This is a genomic window from Faecalibaculum rodentium (assembly GCF_001564455.1).
GTDB classification, from domain to species: domain Bacteria; phylum Bacillota_I; class Bacilli_A; order Erysipelotrichales; family Erysipelotrichaceae; genus Faecalibaculum; species Faecalibaculum rodentium.
In genome coordinates, this window is the sequence record NZ_CP011391.1 from 1,746,905 (window position 1) to 1,763,033 (window position 16,129).

Annotated in this window: 13 protein-coding genes; 1 reads left to right on the forward strand and 12 read right to left on the reverse strand. The window is 53.1% G+C overall.

Features of this window, described 5'->3' with window-relative positions; all coding sequences use genetic code 11:
• Window positions 1-22 precede the first annotated feature (22 nt).
• From aalo17_RS08615 to aalo17_RS08660, 10 genes are all read right to left on the reverse strand, one after another.
• Window positions 23-706: a GIY-YIG nuclease family protein gene (locus aalo17_RS08615; protein ID WP_067558289.1), complete on the reverse strand. Its 684-nt coding sequence runs from the start codon at window positions 704-706 to the stop codon at window positions 23-25.
• A complete protein-coding gene (locus aalo17_RS08620; protein WP_067558292.1) occupies window positions 703-2,316 on the reverse strand; it encodes a type I restriction-modification system subunit M in 1,614 nt (537 codons plus the stop codon). The genes aalo17_RS08615 and aalo17_RS08620 overlap by 4 nt, the downstream gene beginning before the upstream one ends.
• Window positions 2,317-2,364: 48 nt before the next feature.
• Window positions 2,365-3,588 (reverse strand): restriction endonuclease subunit S, encoded by a 1,224-nt coding sequence (locus tag aalo17_RS08625; protein ID WP_067558295.1) that lies wholly within the window; start codon window positions 3,586-3,588, stop codon window positions 2,365-2,367.
• Between the two features lie 145 nt (window positions 3,589-3,733).
• Window positions 3,734-6,949: a type I restriction endonuclease subunit R gene (locus aalo17_RS08630; RefSeq protein ID WP_203225817.1), complete on the reverse strand. Its 3,216-nt coding sequence runs from the start codon at window positions 6,947-6,949 to the stop codon at window positions 3,734-3,736.
• Window positions 6,939-7,523 carry a restriction endonuclease subunit S domain-containing protein gene (locus tag aalo17_RS08635; RefSeq protein WP_067558301.1) on the reverse strand — a complete coding sequence of 195 codons (585 nt, stop codon included), beginning with the start codon at window positions 7,521-7,523 and terminating at the stop codon, window positions 6,939-6,941. Before aalo17_RS08635 ends, aalo17_RS08630 begins: the two co-directional genes overlap by 11 nt.
• Window positions 7,524-7,738: 215 nt before the next feature.
• Window positions 7,739-8,404 carry an alpha/beta fold hydrolase gene (locus aalo17_RS08640; protein ID WP_067558304.1) on the reverse strand — a complete coding sequence of 222 codons (666 nt, stop codon included), beginning with the start codon at window positions 8,402-8,404 and terminating at the stop codon, window positions 7,739-7,741.
• 39 nt (window positions 8,405-8,443) lie between these two features.
• Window positions 8,444-9,259, reverse strand: coding sequence for a radical SAM protein (locus aalo17_RS08645; RefSeq protein ID WP_067558307.1), 816 nt, complete (start codon window positions 9,257-9,259; stop codon window positions 8,444-8,446).
• On the reverse strand, window positions 9,256-10,656 hold the full coding sequence (gene amrA, locus aalo17_RS08650; RefSeq protein WP_067558310.1) for an AmmeMemoRadiSam system protein A: 1,401 nt from the start codon (window positions 10,654-10,656) through the stop codon (window positions 9,256-9,258). The genes aalo17_RS08645 and amrA overlap by 4 nt, the downstream gene beginning before the upstream one ends.
• Entirely contained in the window at window positions 10,653-11,123 is a 471-nt protein-coding gene (locus aalo17_RS08655; protein ID WP_067558313.1) for a metallophosphoesterase family protein, read from the reverse strand. Before aalo17_RS08655 ends, amrA begins: the two co-directional genes overlap by 4 nt.
• 10 nt (window positions 11,124-11,133) lie before the next feature.
• On the reverse strand, window positions 11,134-11,691 hold the full coding sequence (locus tag aalo17_RS08660) for a DJ-1/PfpI family protein (RefSeq protein WP_075885013.1): 558 nt from the start codon (window positions 11,689-11,691) through the stop codon (window positions 11,134-11,136).
• Window positions 11,692-11,857: 166 nt separating this feature from the next.
• Between aalo17_RS08660 and aalo17_RS08665 the strand changes: the two genes are divergently transcribed.
• On the forward strand, window positions 11,858-13,459 hold the full coding sequence (locus aalo17_RS08665; protein ID WP_067558318.1) for a putative manganese-dependent inorganic diphosphatase: 1,602 nt from the start codon (window positions 11,858-11,860) through the stop codon (window positions 13,457-13,459).
• Window positions 13,460-13,657: 198 nt separating this feature from the next.
• Here the strand turns inward: aalo17_RS08665 and rlmD are convergent, their stop codons facing one another.
• Both rlmD and aalo17_RS08675 read right to left on the reverse strand, forming a co-directional pair.
• Complete coding sequence (gene rlmD, locus aalo17_RS08670) at window positions 13,658-15,256, reverse strand: 23S rRNA (uracil(1939)-C(5))-methyltransferase RlmD (protein WP_067558321.1); 1,599 nt, start codon at window positions 15,254-15,256, stop codon at window positions 13,658-13,660.
• Window positions 15,257-16,033, reverse strand: a complete 777-nt coding sequence (locus tag aalo17_RS08675; RefSeq protein ID WP_158507771.1) for a putative RNA methyltransferase — start codon at window positions 16,031-16,033, stop codon at window positions 15,257-15,259.
• Window positions 16,034-16,129 lie beyond the last annotated feature (96 nt).

The window sequence follows — 16,129 nt, forward strand, 5'->3', positions numbered from 1 at the left end:
CTGTTCCCAATATTCTCAATTATCAGACTCCTAAACGTTCCCTACGATCTGTCAGAAGTTCTCCATCATACTTAAAATACGAGGGACCCTGTACGCTCCACTTGCTTCCCAGGAGTTTTGCAGCCAGAGCGGAAAGCGACCAGGGTTTTCCTTCATATTCGACCTTATGGTTATCTATTACCCTGAATCTTCGTCCTGAATTTGGATTACCTATGTTGTAAAACTCCAGTTCAGCACCAACTGGTATTTCACAAAGACCCAAATCAATAGGTGACTTTCGCTCACGGTTCTCGCTTTCGATTTCTTCTGCGGTTTTTTCATCTTCAATCTCGTCAGCATTAGGCAGGACTCTGTGAAGTTTGTCCTCACAGTTATTGATTTCCGCAATAGCACTCAGAATTGAATATGCATCTTCCGGATTCATGGCATAGAACTCACGGATTCTCTGTTTTCCGTCAAAAGTCTCAATGGATCTGAGATTGGGATTCAGCTTGTCAATAATTGAGTGAAGTTTTAAATCTGACAGTCTGGAAGTCACTTCATATGTTGCATAGACACGAAATGCAAAAGGTATGCATTCACTTCGATTCAATTGCTTCAATCGCTTCTTGATATCGTCTGCATATCCAATTTTTACGTACTCAGGAAAAGAAGGGTTGGTGAGAATATAAATCACACCACCCTTTTTCTCTGTTCTTCCTGTCATTTCTGTATGACTCCCAGGAGTTTCAGTTGTTCTTCTATTTTCTTCTCCAGCTCCTGGATTTCCATGTCATCTTGTCGAATCTGTTTAAGTACTTCCTGCAAGTCGATTTCTTCTTCTGGTTCAGACGTATCTACATATCTGGGGATATTCAGGTTAAAGTCATTTTTCTCAATTTCCTCCCTGGACACCAGAGTTGCATATTTATCCACACTCTTGCGATCCAGGAATGTTGAGTAAATCTTGTCAATGTTATCTTCTGTCAGAACGTTCTTGTTTTTATCTTTCTTATATTCGTTGCTGGCATCAATAAAAAGGATATTGCGGTCCTTTTTGTTTCTTTTGAGAACCATGATGATAGTCGGAATGGAAGTTCCGAAGAAAAGGTTTGCTGGAAGGCCGATGATTGTATCAATCAAATTCTTTTTAATCAGGGCTTCCCGAATCACACCTTCTGCTGCTCCCCGGAACAGAACACCATGTGGTAACACAATGGCCATGGTTCCTTCATTGTTCAAATGATACAAACCGTGAAGTAGGAACGCATAATCTGCTTTGGATTTAGGAGCCACACGTCCATATTCCTTATATCTGGGGTCTTTAATGGTCCCTTCTTCCGGTTCCCATTTTGCCGAATATGGTGGATTCGCAACCACCGCTTCAAAAGCCCGCATATGGTCAATTCCCATAGCATCCTGACCATCAGGCCAGTCTCTTCCCAGTGTATTGGCATTGGACAGGTGCATATTCTGATAATCAACACCATGCATCATCAGATTCATTCGAGCCAGGTTATAGGTGGTTGTGTTCATTTCCTGCCCATAGTAGTTGATGGCACCCTGTCTGTCCCCGCCTTTCAGCTCGGAACCTACTGTCAGCAGCAGAGATCCGGATCCACAGGTAGGGTCATATACAGAGAAGGCATCATGGGTAGCTGTCATATCCTTGCCAGTAGTTACTATTTTGGCCATGATCACAGATACTTCATGCGGTGTATAAAATTCGCCGCCTTTTTTTCCGGCACTTGCAGCAAACTGCCCGATTAGATATTCGTAGATGGCACCCAGAATATCACGGCCTTTGTCATCGATATAATCAATACCGGAAACAAGTTCTACGATTTTATTCAGAGTTTTTGCACGGTCAACTGTGGTAGTTCCGAGACGTGAGTCGCCCAGATTCACATCACTGAAGATTCCCTTGAAATCCACTTCGGCTTCCTTGTTTCGCTTGGTACTATCATTAAATGCATCGAAAATGTCCTGATAATCGCTTGGTTTTACACTGGAATTCTCGATTTTATCCTCCAGTGACTGCCAGGTGTTTTCCGGCTTGATCGCATATCCCAAAGACGAAGCCAGTTCTTCCAGATAGTCTTCCCATCCATCTTTTTTTACAGCGATAGCAAAAGCTTCATTCTCATTGATACCAGCTGGTATCTCAAACAATTCCTGCTCTTTCATATACATCATCTGCTTTTCGGATAGGTAACGATAGAACATAAATGACAGTATATAGTTCTTATATTCCGAGGCATCCATTGTTCCCCGAAGCTTATTGGCCATAGCCCACAACGTGCTCTGGATTTCACTGATACTTTTTTTCTCTCCCATTTGAATTCTGCCTTTCAATATTCACAATATTGTTATTTATTATTCGAATCAGACAAACATCTGTTGAAGAAGTCCCTGTTTAAGTTTCTTTAAATCATCCAACTTACGCTGATGAAGGGTGATAAGGTTGTCAATTATAGAAAATAACTCGCCTATTCTTTGCTGTTCTTTGATCCCCGGAATCATCAGTATAATCTTCCCAAGCTGTTTCCCTGAAATCTCGGAAAACGTAGATCCAGCTGCAACCCTTTCAGCCTTCTCCTTAATTTGTGTTGACATGGAATATACGAATTCTGGGTCAATATTATTCTTCACAACTATTGACTGAAAGCCCTGATTAGTTGAAGCGTCATTTTTAAGAATAGCAGTTTTACCTATTCCAGCTCTGCTGGTAAATAGAATTGTTCGATCTTTTGGCAAAATCTTTGCTGAAGAGTTATTCAAACCTACTTCAGTTATTTTCTTTTGGCTCCCATAGACATATCTTGCCTCTGAAATTTCTGCAGGAGTATACCAATTGATGGTTCCATCCCAATATTCTGGATTTGAAGTCGCAGGTGTTCCTCCACTCACTATCTCAGCCAATTCTCCCAGCTTACGCTGTTCCCAATCTCCAGTAAATTCAGGGAATCGCACTTCCGGAACAGTCTCTCCTGCCTTCGGAAACATCTTCTGAAGTAGGCCAGATTTAAATTTTTTGAGGTCATCCAGCTTACGCTGATGAAGGGTGATGAGGGCGTCAAATTCCTCAAAACATAATCCAATCTGAGATTGCTCATCCAAAGATGGAAAAACAACGTCTAAAGTTTGCAGATCAGAATTATGAAGATGGACTACTGATTTGCCTTGTGCTTTTGAAGCCAGTACTTTATGTAAATTACCAGATGATAGTTCTATTGCCAGAAATACGGGATTTATGGCTTGGTTTGGCGTAATCACATTTAAATCTCCACCTAATATGATTCCGTCTGGCATTACAACTGAAGCACGTGCAATCTCATCTGCTGTTTCTCCAGATGCAGGTACAACGACCTCCCCACCTTTCGATAATAACGATCCTGGCTTTTGGCCAGAACGAGTATCAATCGAACTGAAAACTGTTTCGTAATCTGTATACAACCTCCCATACAGTATTATTGGTTTTCCTTCAGTAGATAGATCAGCTTTTGTGTATCCATTACCTTTAGCAAAAGAAGCCATCTCCCCCAACTTACGCTGTTCCCAAGGTTCCGTGAAACCCGGAAACCTTATTTTCGGTACATTATCTGCCATATTTATGCACTCCACTCCTTTATTATCGGATTGTTTCCTATATTTATATAATTTTCAATCCTCGTCAGTGTCTGGCTTAGTTGAAAACAATAATTTAACAAGCCCATATCGGTACCGTTGATAAAATTTTGCGCTGTTTCCACGTTCATTCCTCCAGGCTCCTGCCCTCTTCAGTCAGACTGTCTGCCAGCGCATAGACCGCTGCTCTCAGACCATTGCGGTATTTCAGCCTGGAAAGGGACCGGATGGCTGGATCTTCCGCCATAACCTGATAGTTCTGGGCTCCTTCCTTCAAGATATTTGTCAGCTGACCTGCCATATCCAGATCCTGCTTTTCATAGCCATGATGTTTCATAAGATCCATTAGTTCCTGATAGGAAACTACATCGGTAATACCCCATTTGTTTCGGAAATCAAGCACCCGTTTCCGCACTGTGATCCGATTTACGTCACTGACCACATCCAGGCTGTTGGTCAACTGGTAGGGATAGGTCATCCCTGAATTCCGGGGTGGATACTCTTTGCGGATAATCGCCTTTGCCGCTGCAATGATCTGTTTTGCCTGTGGAATATCTTCCAGCGTATTCGCAAACTTGATGATTTCTTCCCTGGTCTTCTCGATTTCTTCCTCTTTTTCGTCATGTACCTGGTTCATCAGGTCCTCAAGCAGTTTTGTCAGATAATCGTAGTTGACCACCACATCTTTGCGAAGCTCCACCATCAAGTCTATGTCCGTTACGGGAATGTGCTGCTTTTTGGCCATCATCGACTTCATTTCATTGGTGAGCATTGTAAGCATCTGGTTCTCACCGGACTCCATTCCCAGCATGATCACCAGCTTTTCCGGGTCATTGTAGTCATACCCTGAATCCGGAATGGGTTCCTTTGCGTCATTCATGGCCATCGGATACTGCTTCAGCAGAGCCACTTTCCGGTTGAACTGCTGCATAACTTGATAGATATTGTTCTGCTCCTGTTCTGAAGCCGGTATCTGCGTAAAGTCATCGGTTTTTTCCCGGATTTCCTGGACCATTTCTTTCGCTTTGGCCAGTTCTTCTTCAAATGAGCCAGCCAGAATATCCCAGCCAACAAGAGCTCGCTGCTGCTCTCCAGAAGTCTTACCTGCATTTTTCTTGTCGGAATAGACTGCCAGGGCATCATTCATCAGCTTTTCATTCTGCTTCGGCCAGCGGAAGTTGACCACCTGGCCAAACTGCTTGTAGCTGCGGCTGGAAATCCGATTGGTGCGGGAATACGCCTGTACCAGGCCCGGACCTTTCAATGTGCGATCCACATATAGCGTGTTCAGGCAGGGAGCATCAAATCCTGTCAGCAGCCTGTCCACGACAATCACCAGATCCAGGTTGTTTCCATCCGGATCCAGCTGACGCAGCCTCATGGATACATCTTCGTTGTACTCCTGCACCGTATCGAGTCCAAATGTGGTCCCAAACTGTTTGTTGTAGGCTTCGATGGCTTCATGGAGACCTTTGTTGGTTTCACACATGCCATCAGAATTCGTGTTATCCGGGCTGAACGTCACTGCCACTTTGAGGTTCGTTCCATGGAGCTTCTTCTCATTGGCTTTCATGCATTCCCGGAAATACATCATGGCCATGGGAGTGCTGGCTCTGCCTCCCCCCACATGTGTGGTCAGAATGGCGTTGTAGCGCCCATCCGCCGAGCGGTTCTTCCAGTTCTTGTAGATGTTATCCACCACGGCTTCCACATGCCTGGGGTTTTCGTCATAGAAGCTGGGAGCCACCATATCATCCATATCTTCATCTGTCAGGTTGTCGATCTTGTCCTGAATCTTTTCCTCAGACCAGTTGGGATGCTGGCTACGGAAAAATTCAGGCAGATACTTGGTTTTGACCGCATCCGAAGCCAGCGTGGTCATGAAATCGACCTTGAATCCCAGAACGTTCTTGTCTGCGATGGCTTCCCGAATGGTATAGGTGTGCAGGTTGTTGCCAAAGACCTGGGGTGTGGAATCCTTTTCCTTGGTATCATCGAATATCGGCGTGCCTGTATAACCGATCCAGGCAGACTTCTTGAATGCCTTCTGGATTCTCTCAAAAGCCTGTCCCCCGGTGGACCGATGTGCTTCATCCACAATGAACACAAAATTGCGGTCCGGTGCCTTGAAGTTTTTCCGGGAGGCAAGGCGCTCCAGTTTCTGCACTGAGGTCACAATGATGTTGCTGTCCTTTGCCTTCAGCTTCCGGCTCAGCTCGTTGGTGCTGGCTGTATCTTCAATGCTGCTCGTATCTCCCGAGCCTTCGGGATCATAGGCACGATAATTGTCTCTGGTCTGGCTGGTCAGGGCTTTTCGGTCTACCAGGAACACGACTTTGTCCACGGTCGGCAGCTTGCTGGCAAGCCAGGCCGTCTTGAAGGATGTGATGGTCTTGCCGGAACCGGTGGTATGCCAGACATATCCCAGTTTTCCCAGGCCACCGCTGAAATCATTGCCCTTGATAGCATCCAGGACCCGCTGGGTGGCCGCCACCTGGTAAGGGCGCATGACTTTCAGCGTTTCCTTGTTCACGGTTCCGTCAAGGATCATGTAGTTGGTGGCCATGTTGTGAGCCATGGGAATGGACAGGAAGGTGTCGGTGAACTCATTCCAGCGGCGGACCACATTGTTGTTGTCAAAGAACTGCCAGTGGAAGGCGAAGTCCTTGTTGAAGTTTCCCGGAGTGGTCCTGGCCATATACCGGGTATTGTATTCGGACATGGCCACCAGAATCTGCACCGTGGAGAAAATACCACTGTACTGATTCTCCTCGGTGTATTGCTGCATCTGGTTCAGTGCCCGCTCTACGGTGACATCCGAGCGCTTCAGTTCGATCTGGATGATCGGCAGTCCATTGATCAGTAACGTCACGTCAAACCGCCGTGACGGCTTTCCGGAAATCACGGCTGGGCGTTCAACCTGATTCACGACCTGATACACCGTGCTGCCGGCTCCCACCTGGGACTGGTCAAAGACTGTCAGATACACGTGGCGGCCGTCATCCAGATCCACCTCCACCTGGGAAACACCGTTCATCCCATAGAGAAACTGACCGGCTTTGAAGGGTGTGGTCAGGGATTCGATTTCCCGCTTCACCTGTGCAAACTCGGTGTAGCTCAACGGCCTGTCCAGAGTCTGCTGGTTGTGACTTTCCAGGATTTCCTTGAAATTCTGCCACAGCTGTTCCGTGGTCTTGATCTGCGGTTCATAGGTCCAGTTTCTGGACCGGTAAATGTGGCTGGGTCTCTTTCTGTCCTCTTCTGTGGACAGAGGAGAGTTGGAAAGCTTTTCGATGAGTTCCGCTTCGAACTGGGCTTCCGACTTCATTTGGCTACTGTTCATTCCCGATTCCTTTCAGGCTGGCCATGACCAGCTTTTCTCTGTTTTGTATGGATTTTTCACGCAGGAACGTCAGACGTTTCTGCCACAGATAGACTTCGCCGATGGCTTTCTGGACCTCCATCTTCGGGAGGGGTGGAAGCTGCAGACTTTCCAGGTCTTTCACTGTAACTCGCTGCAACTGATTACCCTGCAGTCTGGAGGCCAGCTGTTTCCGGATGCCGGATCCTTCGTTGAGAAGATAGACCAGATACCCCGGATCCAGCACACTTTCCGGCCGCAACACCAGATAATTCTGGCTGATTATGCATCCTCCGCTTCCCTCGCTGACCGGACTGGCTGTCTGGCTGGACTGGGAATACACAACATCCCCTGTCTGAATCGTCCAGACATCTTCAGGAAAAGAAATCATGGGTTGCGCAGCTTCCTCAATCTGCTCTCCAGTGAGGTCTGCCGCAAACTGCTCCTGTGTATAGACAGGCTTCACGACACCATCTGTCAGATGCTGGAATCGCTGCAGCGGAAGTCCGGACCGGACGCTGAAATGATTCTTTGTCTTATGATTTACTGTTTTCATAGTTTAATCGCCATCACCTGCATTAAATGTATCCGTTTGCAGAACAAAAAGCAAGAAGGAAATCCACTTTTAATTTTGTAATATGTTCATATTACTGTTTTAAGTGTTTCAGGAAAGAAAACGTGGATGCCTGCACTCTGCAGACATCCACAATATCAATACGATTCAGCTGTAGACACAGTCCCTCAATCTGCCTGATTCATTACCGCCGGCAGTCACTCACCCTCCAGAAACGCCCGCACCATTTCGTTGAACGCCTTCGGACTCTCCGCCGCATTCCAGTGACTGCCTGGCAGGATGACGAGCCGGCTGTCCGGAACGGACTCTGCCATCAGCCTCGTGTGCTCTTCCAGGATCACATCCTCGCTTCCTGCCGTCACCAGTACCGGCATCGTGAGCTTCTTCAGCTCATCCGGCTGGACATGTGGTTCGTTCACCATCAGCGACAGGAGTTCCTTCTGATGCCCAGTCGCCGTTTTGTATTCTGCCCTGACCTCTTCCAGGTCCTTCGGGTCCATTCCCTCCGGAAACAGGTTGCCGCCTGCCAGGATCAGCTTTGTGACTCTCTCTGGATGGTTCAGCGCGAACAACAGCGCGATATTGGCTCCATCGGAAAAACCGAGGAGCTCTGCCTGTTCGATGCCGTTCTGGTCCATGAATTCCTCCAGGTCCCTGGCAAACTGGTCCAGAGTGAAGGGTGCCGTTCCTCTCGGGCTTAGCCCATGCCCTCTTGTGTCCAGGGCATAGACATGCCGCAAGTTCTGCAGGTCTTTGATCTGGTGCCGGAAATACGACCGGTCTTCCCCGTTGCCATGGAGCAGGATCAGAGGAATCCCGCTTCCCGCTTCCTCATATGCCGGCTGAAAGCCCTCTTCTCTCATGATCTGCCCCTGCCGGCCATCATCGGCAGGATGGAAGGCTTACACATTGCCCAGGTAGACCCTGTGCAGATGGTTCTCTGCGACTTTCTGCAGCTGTTTCATCTGCTCAATGTCCGTGGGATCCTCCGTTTCCTTCCATCGGGGGAAGTAGCGCGTGATGTGCAGGGGAATGTCCGGATCCACCGAGGCCAGCCATTTGGCCTGTTGGTCCATCTGGTCCAGGGAATCGTTCTTGCCAGGGACGATCAGACTCGTGATTTCCACATGGGCGTCCTTCGCGGCGCGCTCAATGAAGGCCTTCACCTGCTCCAGGCTGCCGGCATAGCTCTGGTAGACCGGATCGGTAAAGCCCTTGAGGTCAATGTTGAAGGCATCCACATAAGGCAGAATCTCCTCCAGCGCCTCCTGGCTGGCGGTGCCATTGGTGACGACCACCACCTGTAGGTCATTCTCTTTTGCGAGTTTCGCGGTATCCCGCATGTATTCCCAGCCGATCATGGGTTCGTTGTATGTGAAGGCGATGCCGATATTGCCCGCCGGGACATACTTCTTCGCTTCCTCGACCAGCTGTTCGGGGCTCACATAGAGGGACCGGCCATGGAGATTTTCCTGGGAAATCTCGTAGTTCTGGCAGAACGGACACCGCAGGTTGCAGCCATAGCTCCCGGCTGACAGGATCAGGCTCCCGGAGTGAAAGTCGTACAGCGGCTTCTTTTCGATGGGATCCAGGGTCAGGCTTGTCAGGCAACCATAGTTGTCCGGCCTGATTTTGCCGTTTTCACAGATCCGCGCCCGGCAGAAGCCTCTGCCGCCTTCCGGGATTTCGCACTGGTGAAAACACGTGGTGCACTTCATTTGTGCCGTACCACCTCAAAGCGCTGGAGCGTGCAGCCGGTTTCCTGTGGCGAAAGGCCGGCTTTCTGTTTCGCGATTTCCAGCTGTTTTTCGACCGTGTCCACGCCCTCGAGGTCCGGGAGCAACAGACCGCGTTTTCCCCCTTTGGAGACAATGACGCCATATTTCTTCACATCCAGCTGGTCGGGGGAGTCGATGACTTCTGCGGGCATGAGCACATCGACGTTGATGTCCAGGTCTTCCAGTTCCCAGGGCTGGACTGCCGGGAACCGGGGATCGCGGCTGACGGCACTGACGGCATTCTGCATGATTTCCGTCGTGACGTTTTTCGTGGCGGGTTCCGTGGTGCCGATACAGCCTCGCAGCTGGCCGTCCTTGTGGACGGAGACGAAGACCCCCGCGGCTTCATCGGAGACGGGATCCAGCTGCGGAACGGTGCCGTCGAGCACAAACTGGTTGATCACGGCCCTGGCGGCTTTCACATAGGGGTCCTCTCTGGCCACTTTGGCTTCATAGTTCTGTCTGGCGGCGTCTTCCGCCTGGTCCAGGAAGGCGCGGCCGGCATCCGCCTGGAGGTCCGTGTAGGTCACGACACCGTAGCCCACGCCAAATTCCGCGCTGTGGCCCAGATTTCTGGCCTCTGGCTTCAGGCCGTCGAGCACACCGGCCATGAGCGCAAAGGGTTTCTGGCCGCACACCATGGCGGCTTCGGCGGTTTCCTCCGGGATCTCCAGGAGCTTCAGAAAATCCGCCTGGCCCATGATGTCCATGATCATGGCATCATAGGCCGGTCCTTCGGGCTTGAACCCATAGCCGGAGTCTTCCTTCTGGCAGTGGGACAGGTCGCCGGATCCCACAATGGCGATCGTTTTGCCGAGTGTTTGCGCTGCCTGGGCGAAGGCCTGTCCCACGCGGTAGTGCATGCGGGAATTCGGCCCGCCGATGCCAATACGCACAAACTGCGGCTGCTTCGTGCTTCCGGGGGCACGTTTCAGGGCCTCTTCCAGGAAATACAGGGGCACCATCGTGCCATGGTCCAGGGATCCATCCTGCTGGCCGAGGGTGCCGGCGGGAATGCCGGCTTCTTCACAGATTCTGGCAGTTTCCCGAATCAGCTCCCTGTCATAGGGAATCTCGAAGGTGTCCATGGGATCCCGGAACTGAGCCATGCTGCCGCGGCCGGACGGGCCGTCGGAGATCTGGATGTAGTCGAAGTAGCTCGGGGCATGCGGGCTCACAATGAGAATCGTATCGGGCTGCGAGGCAACGATGGCATCGGCAGCGTGCTGACAGGCATCCGCAATGTCCTGGATTTTCTTCTCTTCTCCCCGCCCGATGTTGGGCAGAATAATGGGCGGATGGGGGACCATCACGCCTGCTGTGACTGTCTGTTTCATGATGCAAACTTCTTTCTGATGATTTCAGCCCGCGGTATGTGACCGCCGGTGTCGAGTATCATGTAGCTGGTGCCTTTGCCGTCGCGGCTGCGGTACACCGATCCGGGGTTCAGGATCAGCACGCCGTCTTCTTCGTCGATCACCGGTACATGGCTGTGGCCATAGACTGCAATGTCGCACCCGAATTTCTTTGCGAGTGTCGCAAGTCTGCGGTGGCGCTGTCCGGCGGGAAACTGGTGTCCGTGCATGACCAGGATCTTGTGGTCGCCTGCGTCCACGATGGTCATGGGCGGCAGCTTGATGCCAAAGTACTGGTCGTTGTTGCCCGCCACGGCGGACCAGCCGGAAATCCGGGCAGGATCATCCGTGAGGTCGCCCGTGAAGATGTATCCGTCGGCCGGGATCTGCTTCAGTTCGTCGAGCCGCTCTGTATAGCCGTGGGAGTCCCCGGCTATGATGAAATGCATCTCCGGGCCCCTACAGTGTCCAGCAGGTGGCGCGGGCGATATCGTCGGCTGCTTCCGGTGATTTCAGGACACGGATCAGGTCCAGGGCGAACTCAAAGGCTCCGCCGACGGAAATGCCGGTGACGATATTGCCGGAGATCACAGCATGAACCTTTTCGAAGGTACCGCCAAAGTCACCGTTGAGATCAGGTACCACGGTGTAGTCCCGGTCTTTGTAAAGCCCGAGCTTTCCGGGAATGGAACTGCCGGCGCAGATGGCGCCCAGGGTTTTGTCCCTGCCAAAGGACTGGATGAGGTCCGTGACTTCCTGGTTCTGTTCCAGGACTTCGTATCCCGGGCCGCCCGGAATGATCAGGGCATCGGCTTTCGTGAAATCATAGTCTTTCATGGGAGTCAGACCGGTCACTTCCAGGCCCATGGTGCCGGTACAGCCGGTTTTGTTTTCCACGGAAACCAGGGTCGTGTCAATGCCTGCGCGGCGCAAAAGGTCAAAGGGAGTCAGGGCTTCGATTTCCTCGAATCCGGGCGCCAGCAGGATCGCGGCGGTCTTTGTATCTGTTGTGTTCATGTGAATCACCATCCTTTTGTGTTGTCTACCTGTATTGTAGTCGCGAAAGCGCTTCCGGTGATTGCGAGGTGCCTGACACCCATTGAGCAGAGCCGGCCGCTTTTCGGTATGATGAAACTGCCGGGGACCCTTCTGGACATCCGCGGCTGGAAAATGGAGGATCATCATGACACTGTATGTATGCGGACACCGCAATCCTGATGCGGATTCCATTCTGTCGGCTGTCGCCACAGCCGAACTCTGCCGCCTGACAGGACATGCGGCTGTTGCCTGCCGCGCCGGCAGTGTGCCGGCGGATGCAGCCTGGGTGCTGAAGCACTTTGGATTTGACTTTCCGCAGCTGCTGGAAGATGCCCGGCTTTCGCTGCAGGAGATCCAGCTCAGTCCGCCCCGGAGCTGCCGGGCAACCGACACGATTTTCGATGCGCTGCAGTGCATGAACGACCCCGACCGGCCCTACCTGGGGGTGACGGATGAAGAGGGCCGCCTGCTGGCGATGGTCACGCGCAACGACCTGGCCGACATCGGCATGCAGGACACCGCCCTGGGGATCCGGCTGCTGCAGACTGCCAGGCTGGAGGACATCGCCCGCACGCTGTCCGGGACCGTGGCTGTCAGGCCCGAAGCGCCGCTGCACATCGACGGACGTGTGTCCATTGTGGCGTGGTCGGATCACAGCGTGAGCCGGTATGAAGTGAAGGACCGGATCGTGATCGTGGGTGACAGTCCCGAGGCCCAGCTGAAGCTTGTCGAACAGGGAGCCGGGCTGCTGGTGCTGGTGTGGACGGACCGGGTGGATCCGGCGGTGCGGCAGGCGGCGCTGGAATACGGGTGTCCGGTGGTGATTTCGGGTCACGGCTCCATGAACACGTCGCGGTACCTGTATTTCTCCGTGCAGATCCGGCACGTGATGACACCGGATCCGGTGACGTTTCGCAGGACACTCTTTGTGCAGGAAGCCATCCGGGAAATGCGGCGTCACCGGTATCGGGCGTATCCGGTGGTGGATGATGAAATGCATCTGCTGGGGTTTCTGGAAACGGATGCCGCCCTGAATTTCCAGGAACGGAAAATGATCCGGGTGGATCACAACGAGGATGGGCAGTCGGTGAAAAACGGAAGCCTGGCCCGGGTGCAGGCAGTCATTGACCATCACCGGGTGGGCGGGTTCCTGTCGCGGGAGCCGGTGTTCTACCGCTGCGAGATCCTTGGCAGCACATGCACGATCGTGGCCAGGCTCTGCCTGGAAGCGGGGATCCCGCTGCTCCCCGCAATGGCCGGTCTGCTGCTGTCGGGCATGATCTGCGACACGCTGGGATTCCGCTCTCCCACCACCACCGAAACCGACCGGCAGCTGGCAGAATATCTGGCCAACCAGGCGGGTGTGGATATTTCCTGGCTGGAGCAGGAGATCCTGTCACGGGGCGGCAGCACGGATCTGGTGCAGGACCTGGAGTCGGATTTGAAGCAGTTCGACGTCAGCGGCCATGATGTGCGGATCGCCCAGATCCTGACGGGGGATGCCTCGCGTCAGGAGCTGGACGCGCTGCTTGACGCCATGGAAGACTACGTGGCAGCATCGGGGACCGAGCTGCTGGTGACAGCGGTGACGGTGCTTCCGCTGGGCGGCAGCTATCTGCTGGCGGCAGGTGATCTGGCCTGGGCGTTGTCGGATGTGACCAGCAGCCGGATGCAGCTGCGGCTGCAGGAAGACCTGCTGTCGCGCAAGAAGCAGATCCTGCCCCTGGTGAGTGAAAAACTGGGATGAGGCCCGCTCTCCCCGGCCTTCCAGACTGTCAGAGAATGCTGACAGTCTGGAAAGCCGGGGTTTTTGTTGTGAGGATTGTGCTGAACAGCAAAGTTGTTGTTGTGTAAGGCCGGGCTGTACCCAGTCGGTATGTAAAAAGTCCGGCCGTCCACACCGACAGCATATGCTGTCAGGGTGGACTGCCGGACTTGGCTTTCGTTATTCGTCTGTTCTCTTCAGCTTGACCACGGCCTCGACGTTGCTGGTCTGCGAGAAAATGTCCACAGGCTGTACCTTCTCGATTTCGTAGTCTTCCAGTGCCTCGATGTCCTTGGCCAGGGTGCTGGGATTGCAGGATACGTAGATGATGTTTTTCGGCTGTGCGAATTTCACAGCTTCGATCATCCGCTCCTGGAGACCGGACCGCGGAGGATCCACCACCAGGGTATCGACATCTTCGTTGTCTGCGATCTCCTCCAGCTGTTCCGCTGCATCGCCGTGGATAAATTCCACGTTTTCCAGACCGTTGGCCTTTGCGTTTTCCCGGGCATTGGTCACGGCGTCAGCCACACCCTCAATGCCGATGATCTTCTTCGCCTTGTCATGCAGGAACATCGAAATGCCGCCGATGCCGGAATACGCCTCGACAATGAGGTCGCCCTCCGGTGTCATGTCCCGAACGGTTTCATAGAGCACCTTCGCCTGCTGTGTGTTGAGCTGGAAGAAGGATCGGGGCAGCAGCGTGAGATCGAAGTCCCCCAGTTTCAGGGACATCGTTTCATCTCCCGCCAGGTGCCGCATCACCTTGCCGAAGGTCTCCACTTCAGGATCCCGCTCGGTCTTGATGGACTGCCAGACACTGGTCACTTCCGGGATGTTCATGATCTTCGCCGTGATTTCCGGATCGATGTCCATGGGATCCGTCACCAGGATCACCTGGACTTTGCCGTCGAATTCCTTCATCACCAGCATCCGCAGGCCGCCGCGCTTGTTGCGGCTCCAGGCCTTCATGCCGCTTTCCCGGAGAATGTCCATGACTTCCTTCCGGGCTTTTTCCAGTCCCCGTGTGTGAATGGCACAGGCGTGAATGGACACAAAGTCGTTGCTGTCACGCTTGTAGAGTCCCGTCTCCAGGACATCATCCACCATGGCAGCGGGCATTTTCAGGGAGTTGCGGTATTCGAATACCGTGGGGTTCTTGATCATGGGCTCCACCTCTCCGGTGTAGCCGGCATATTTCTTCAGGGATTCCTCCAGGAACTGTTTCTTCATCTGGATCTGACCCTTGTAGTCCACGTGGATCAGGCTGCATCCGCCGCATTCCTGATAGTGCTCGCAGGGCGGCTGCTGTCTTCTGGAACTGGCTTCGATCACCTTGACCAGTCTGGCGGTCATGAACTTCGGCATCTCCTTCTCCACTTCCACCAGGACTGTCTCTCCGGGGACAGCGGCGGGAATGAACACCGGCTTGCGGTTCCAGTAGCCGATGCCCTCACCATTGATGCCCCAGCGCTGCACCTTCAGCTCCAGCTGCCAGGGCTTTTCTTCCCGCATGGGCCGTCTTTCACCCCGGTTACGCTCATCCCGGCGGTCATGGCTGAACGGGCGGTCCTGCCGGCCAAAACCCCGGTCATTGCGTCCGTAGTTTCCTTCTCCCCGCTCCCCGCGGTCGCGTCTCTCCTGGTCGTTCCGGAAATTCCGGCGGTCGCGGGTGTCGCCGCTGTCGCCCCGGAAATCCCGTCCCTTCCAGTTGTCCTTTCGTTCATTTCTGTATCCGCCTTCCCGGCGGTATCCGCCATTGGCCTGATCTTTTGCCATCTAGTCGTTCTCCTTCCGTAAATGCCTGGCGATCACAAAGTCAAAGGTGATCTCCATGGGCTGTGCCCTTTTTACCCGCTCCAGACCCTCCTTCGGGGTGTGATAGCGGTAGGGTGTCATTTCAAACAGATCCCAGACATCGCTGACCGGAATCGTCTTCTGTATATGGATGCACTCGGGTGCCTCGAATCCCTCCAGCTGCCGGACTTTGTCCGGGTTCCGGTAGGCGGTTTCATAGGCCAGTTCCTTGAGCTCCAGAAGATGGTCGGGACCCGGCATCACCTGAATGAGGCTGCCGCCCGGTCTGATCACCCTCTGCAGTTCGTCCTCCGGCAGCGGTGTGAAGATGCTGGTCACCACATCCGCGGATCCGTCCGCCAGCGGCAGGTCGTAGATCCCCGCCACGGCGTAGTGTGTGCCTTTGTCCTGCCCCGCCGCATGCCGAATGGCTTGGCGGGACAGGTCGAAGCCGTACTTGAGCTGTCCGCCCAGCGCTTTGGTATACCAGCCCTGGCCGCAGCCAATGTCCACCAGGACACCGGCATCCGCCGTCAGCTTCGTCAGTTCATCCCGCAGAAAGCGGTAATAGCCCTGTTCCAGGAACCGGGTCCTGGCCTGGACCATGGCCCGGTTGTCCCCGGAGGCCTTCTGCTTCCGGGAGAGGTCCACATACCCCTGTCTGGCGATGTTGAAGGTGTGATGATTCACACAGCACAGGGCATGATCGTGTCTGGTCAGTCCCTCATGACAGATGGGACATCTGTATTCTGCTTCCACAATTCCTATTGTACCGCTTTTCCATTCCCTGCACAGACCACCCTGCACTGTCACTCCCAAAACCGCAGGGATGACACAAAAGCCCGGGCGACCGTC

Bases quoted from the DNA above. Each gene is read 5' to 3' on its own strand.
- aalo17_RS08660 (WP_075885013.1), bottom strand. From the start codon at position 11,691: ATGAACACAACAGATACAAAGACCGCCGCGATCCTGCTGGCGCCCGGA.
- aalo17_RS08640 (WP_067558304.1), bottom strand. From the start codon at position 8,404: ATGAGAGAAGAGGGCTTTCAGCCGGCATATGAGGAAGCGGGAAGCGGG.
- aalo17_RS08615 (WP_067558289.1), bottom strand. From the start codon at position 706: ATGACAGGAAGAACAGAGAAAAAGGGTGGTGTGATTTATATTCTCACC.
- aalo17_RS08630 (WP_203225817.1), bottom strand. From the start codon at position 6,949: ATGAACAGTAGCCAAATGAAGTCGGAAGCCCAGTTCGAAGCGGAACTC.
- aalo17_RS08625 (WP_067558295.1), bottom strand. From the start codon at position 3,588: ATGGCAGATAATGTACCGAAAATAAGGTTTCCGGGTTTCACGGAACCT.
- amrA (WP_067558310.1), bottom strand. From the start codon at position 10,656: ATGAAACAGACAGTCACAGCAGGCGTGATGGTCCCCCATCCGCCCATT.
- aalo17_RS08635 (WP_067558301.1), bottom strand. From the start codon at position 7,523: ATGAAAACAGTAAATCATAAGACAAAGAATCATTTCAGCGTCCGGTCC.
- aalo17_RS08655 (WP_067558313.1), bottom strand. From the start codon at position 11,123: ATGCATTTCATCATAGCCGGGGACTCCCACGGCTATACAGAGCGGCTC.
- aalo17_RS08645 (WP_067558307.1), bottom strand. From the start codon at position 9,259: ATGAAGTGCACCACGTGTTTTCACCAGTGCGAAATCCCGGAAGGCGGC.
- aalo17_RS08620 (WP_067558292.1), bottom strand. From the start codon at position 2,316: ATGGGAGAGAAAAAAAGTATCAGTGAAATCCAGAGCACGTTGTGGGCT.
- aalo17_RS08665 (WP_067558318.1), top strand. From the start codon at position 11,858: ATGACACTGTATGTATGCGGACACCGCAATCCTGATGCGGATTCCATT.
- rlmD (WP_067558321.1), bottom strand. From the start codon at position 15,256: ATGGCAAAAGATCAGGCCAATGGCGGATACCGCCGGGAAGGCGGATAC.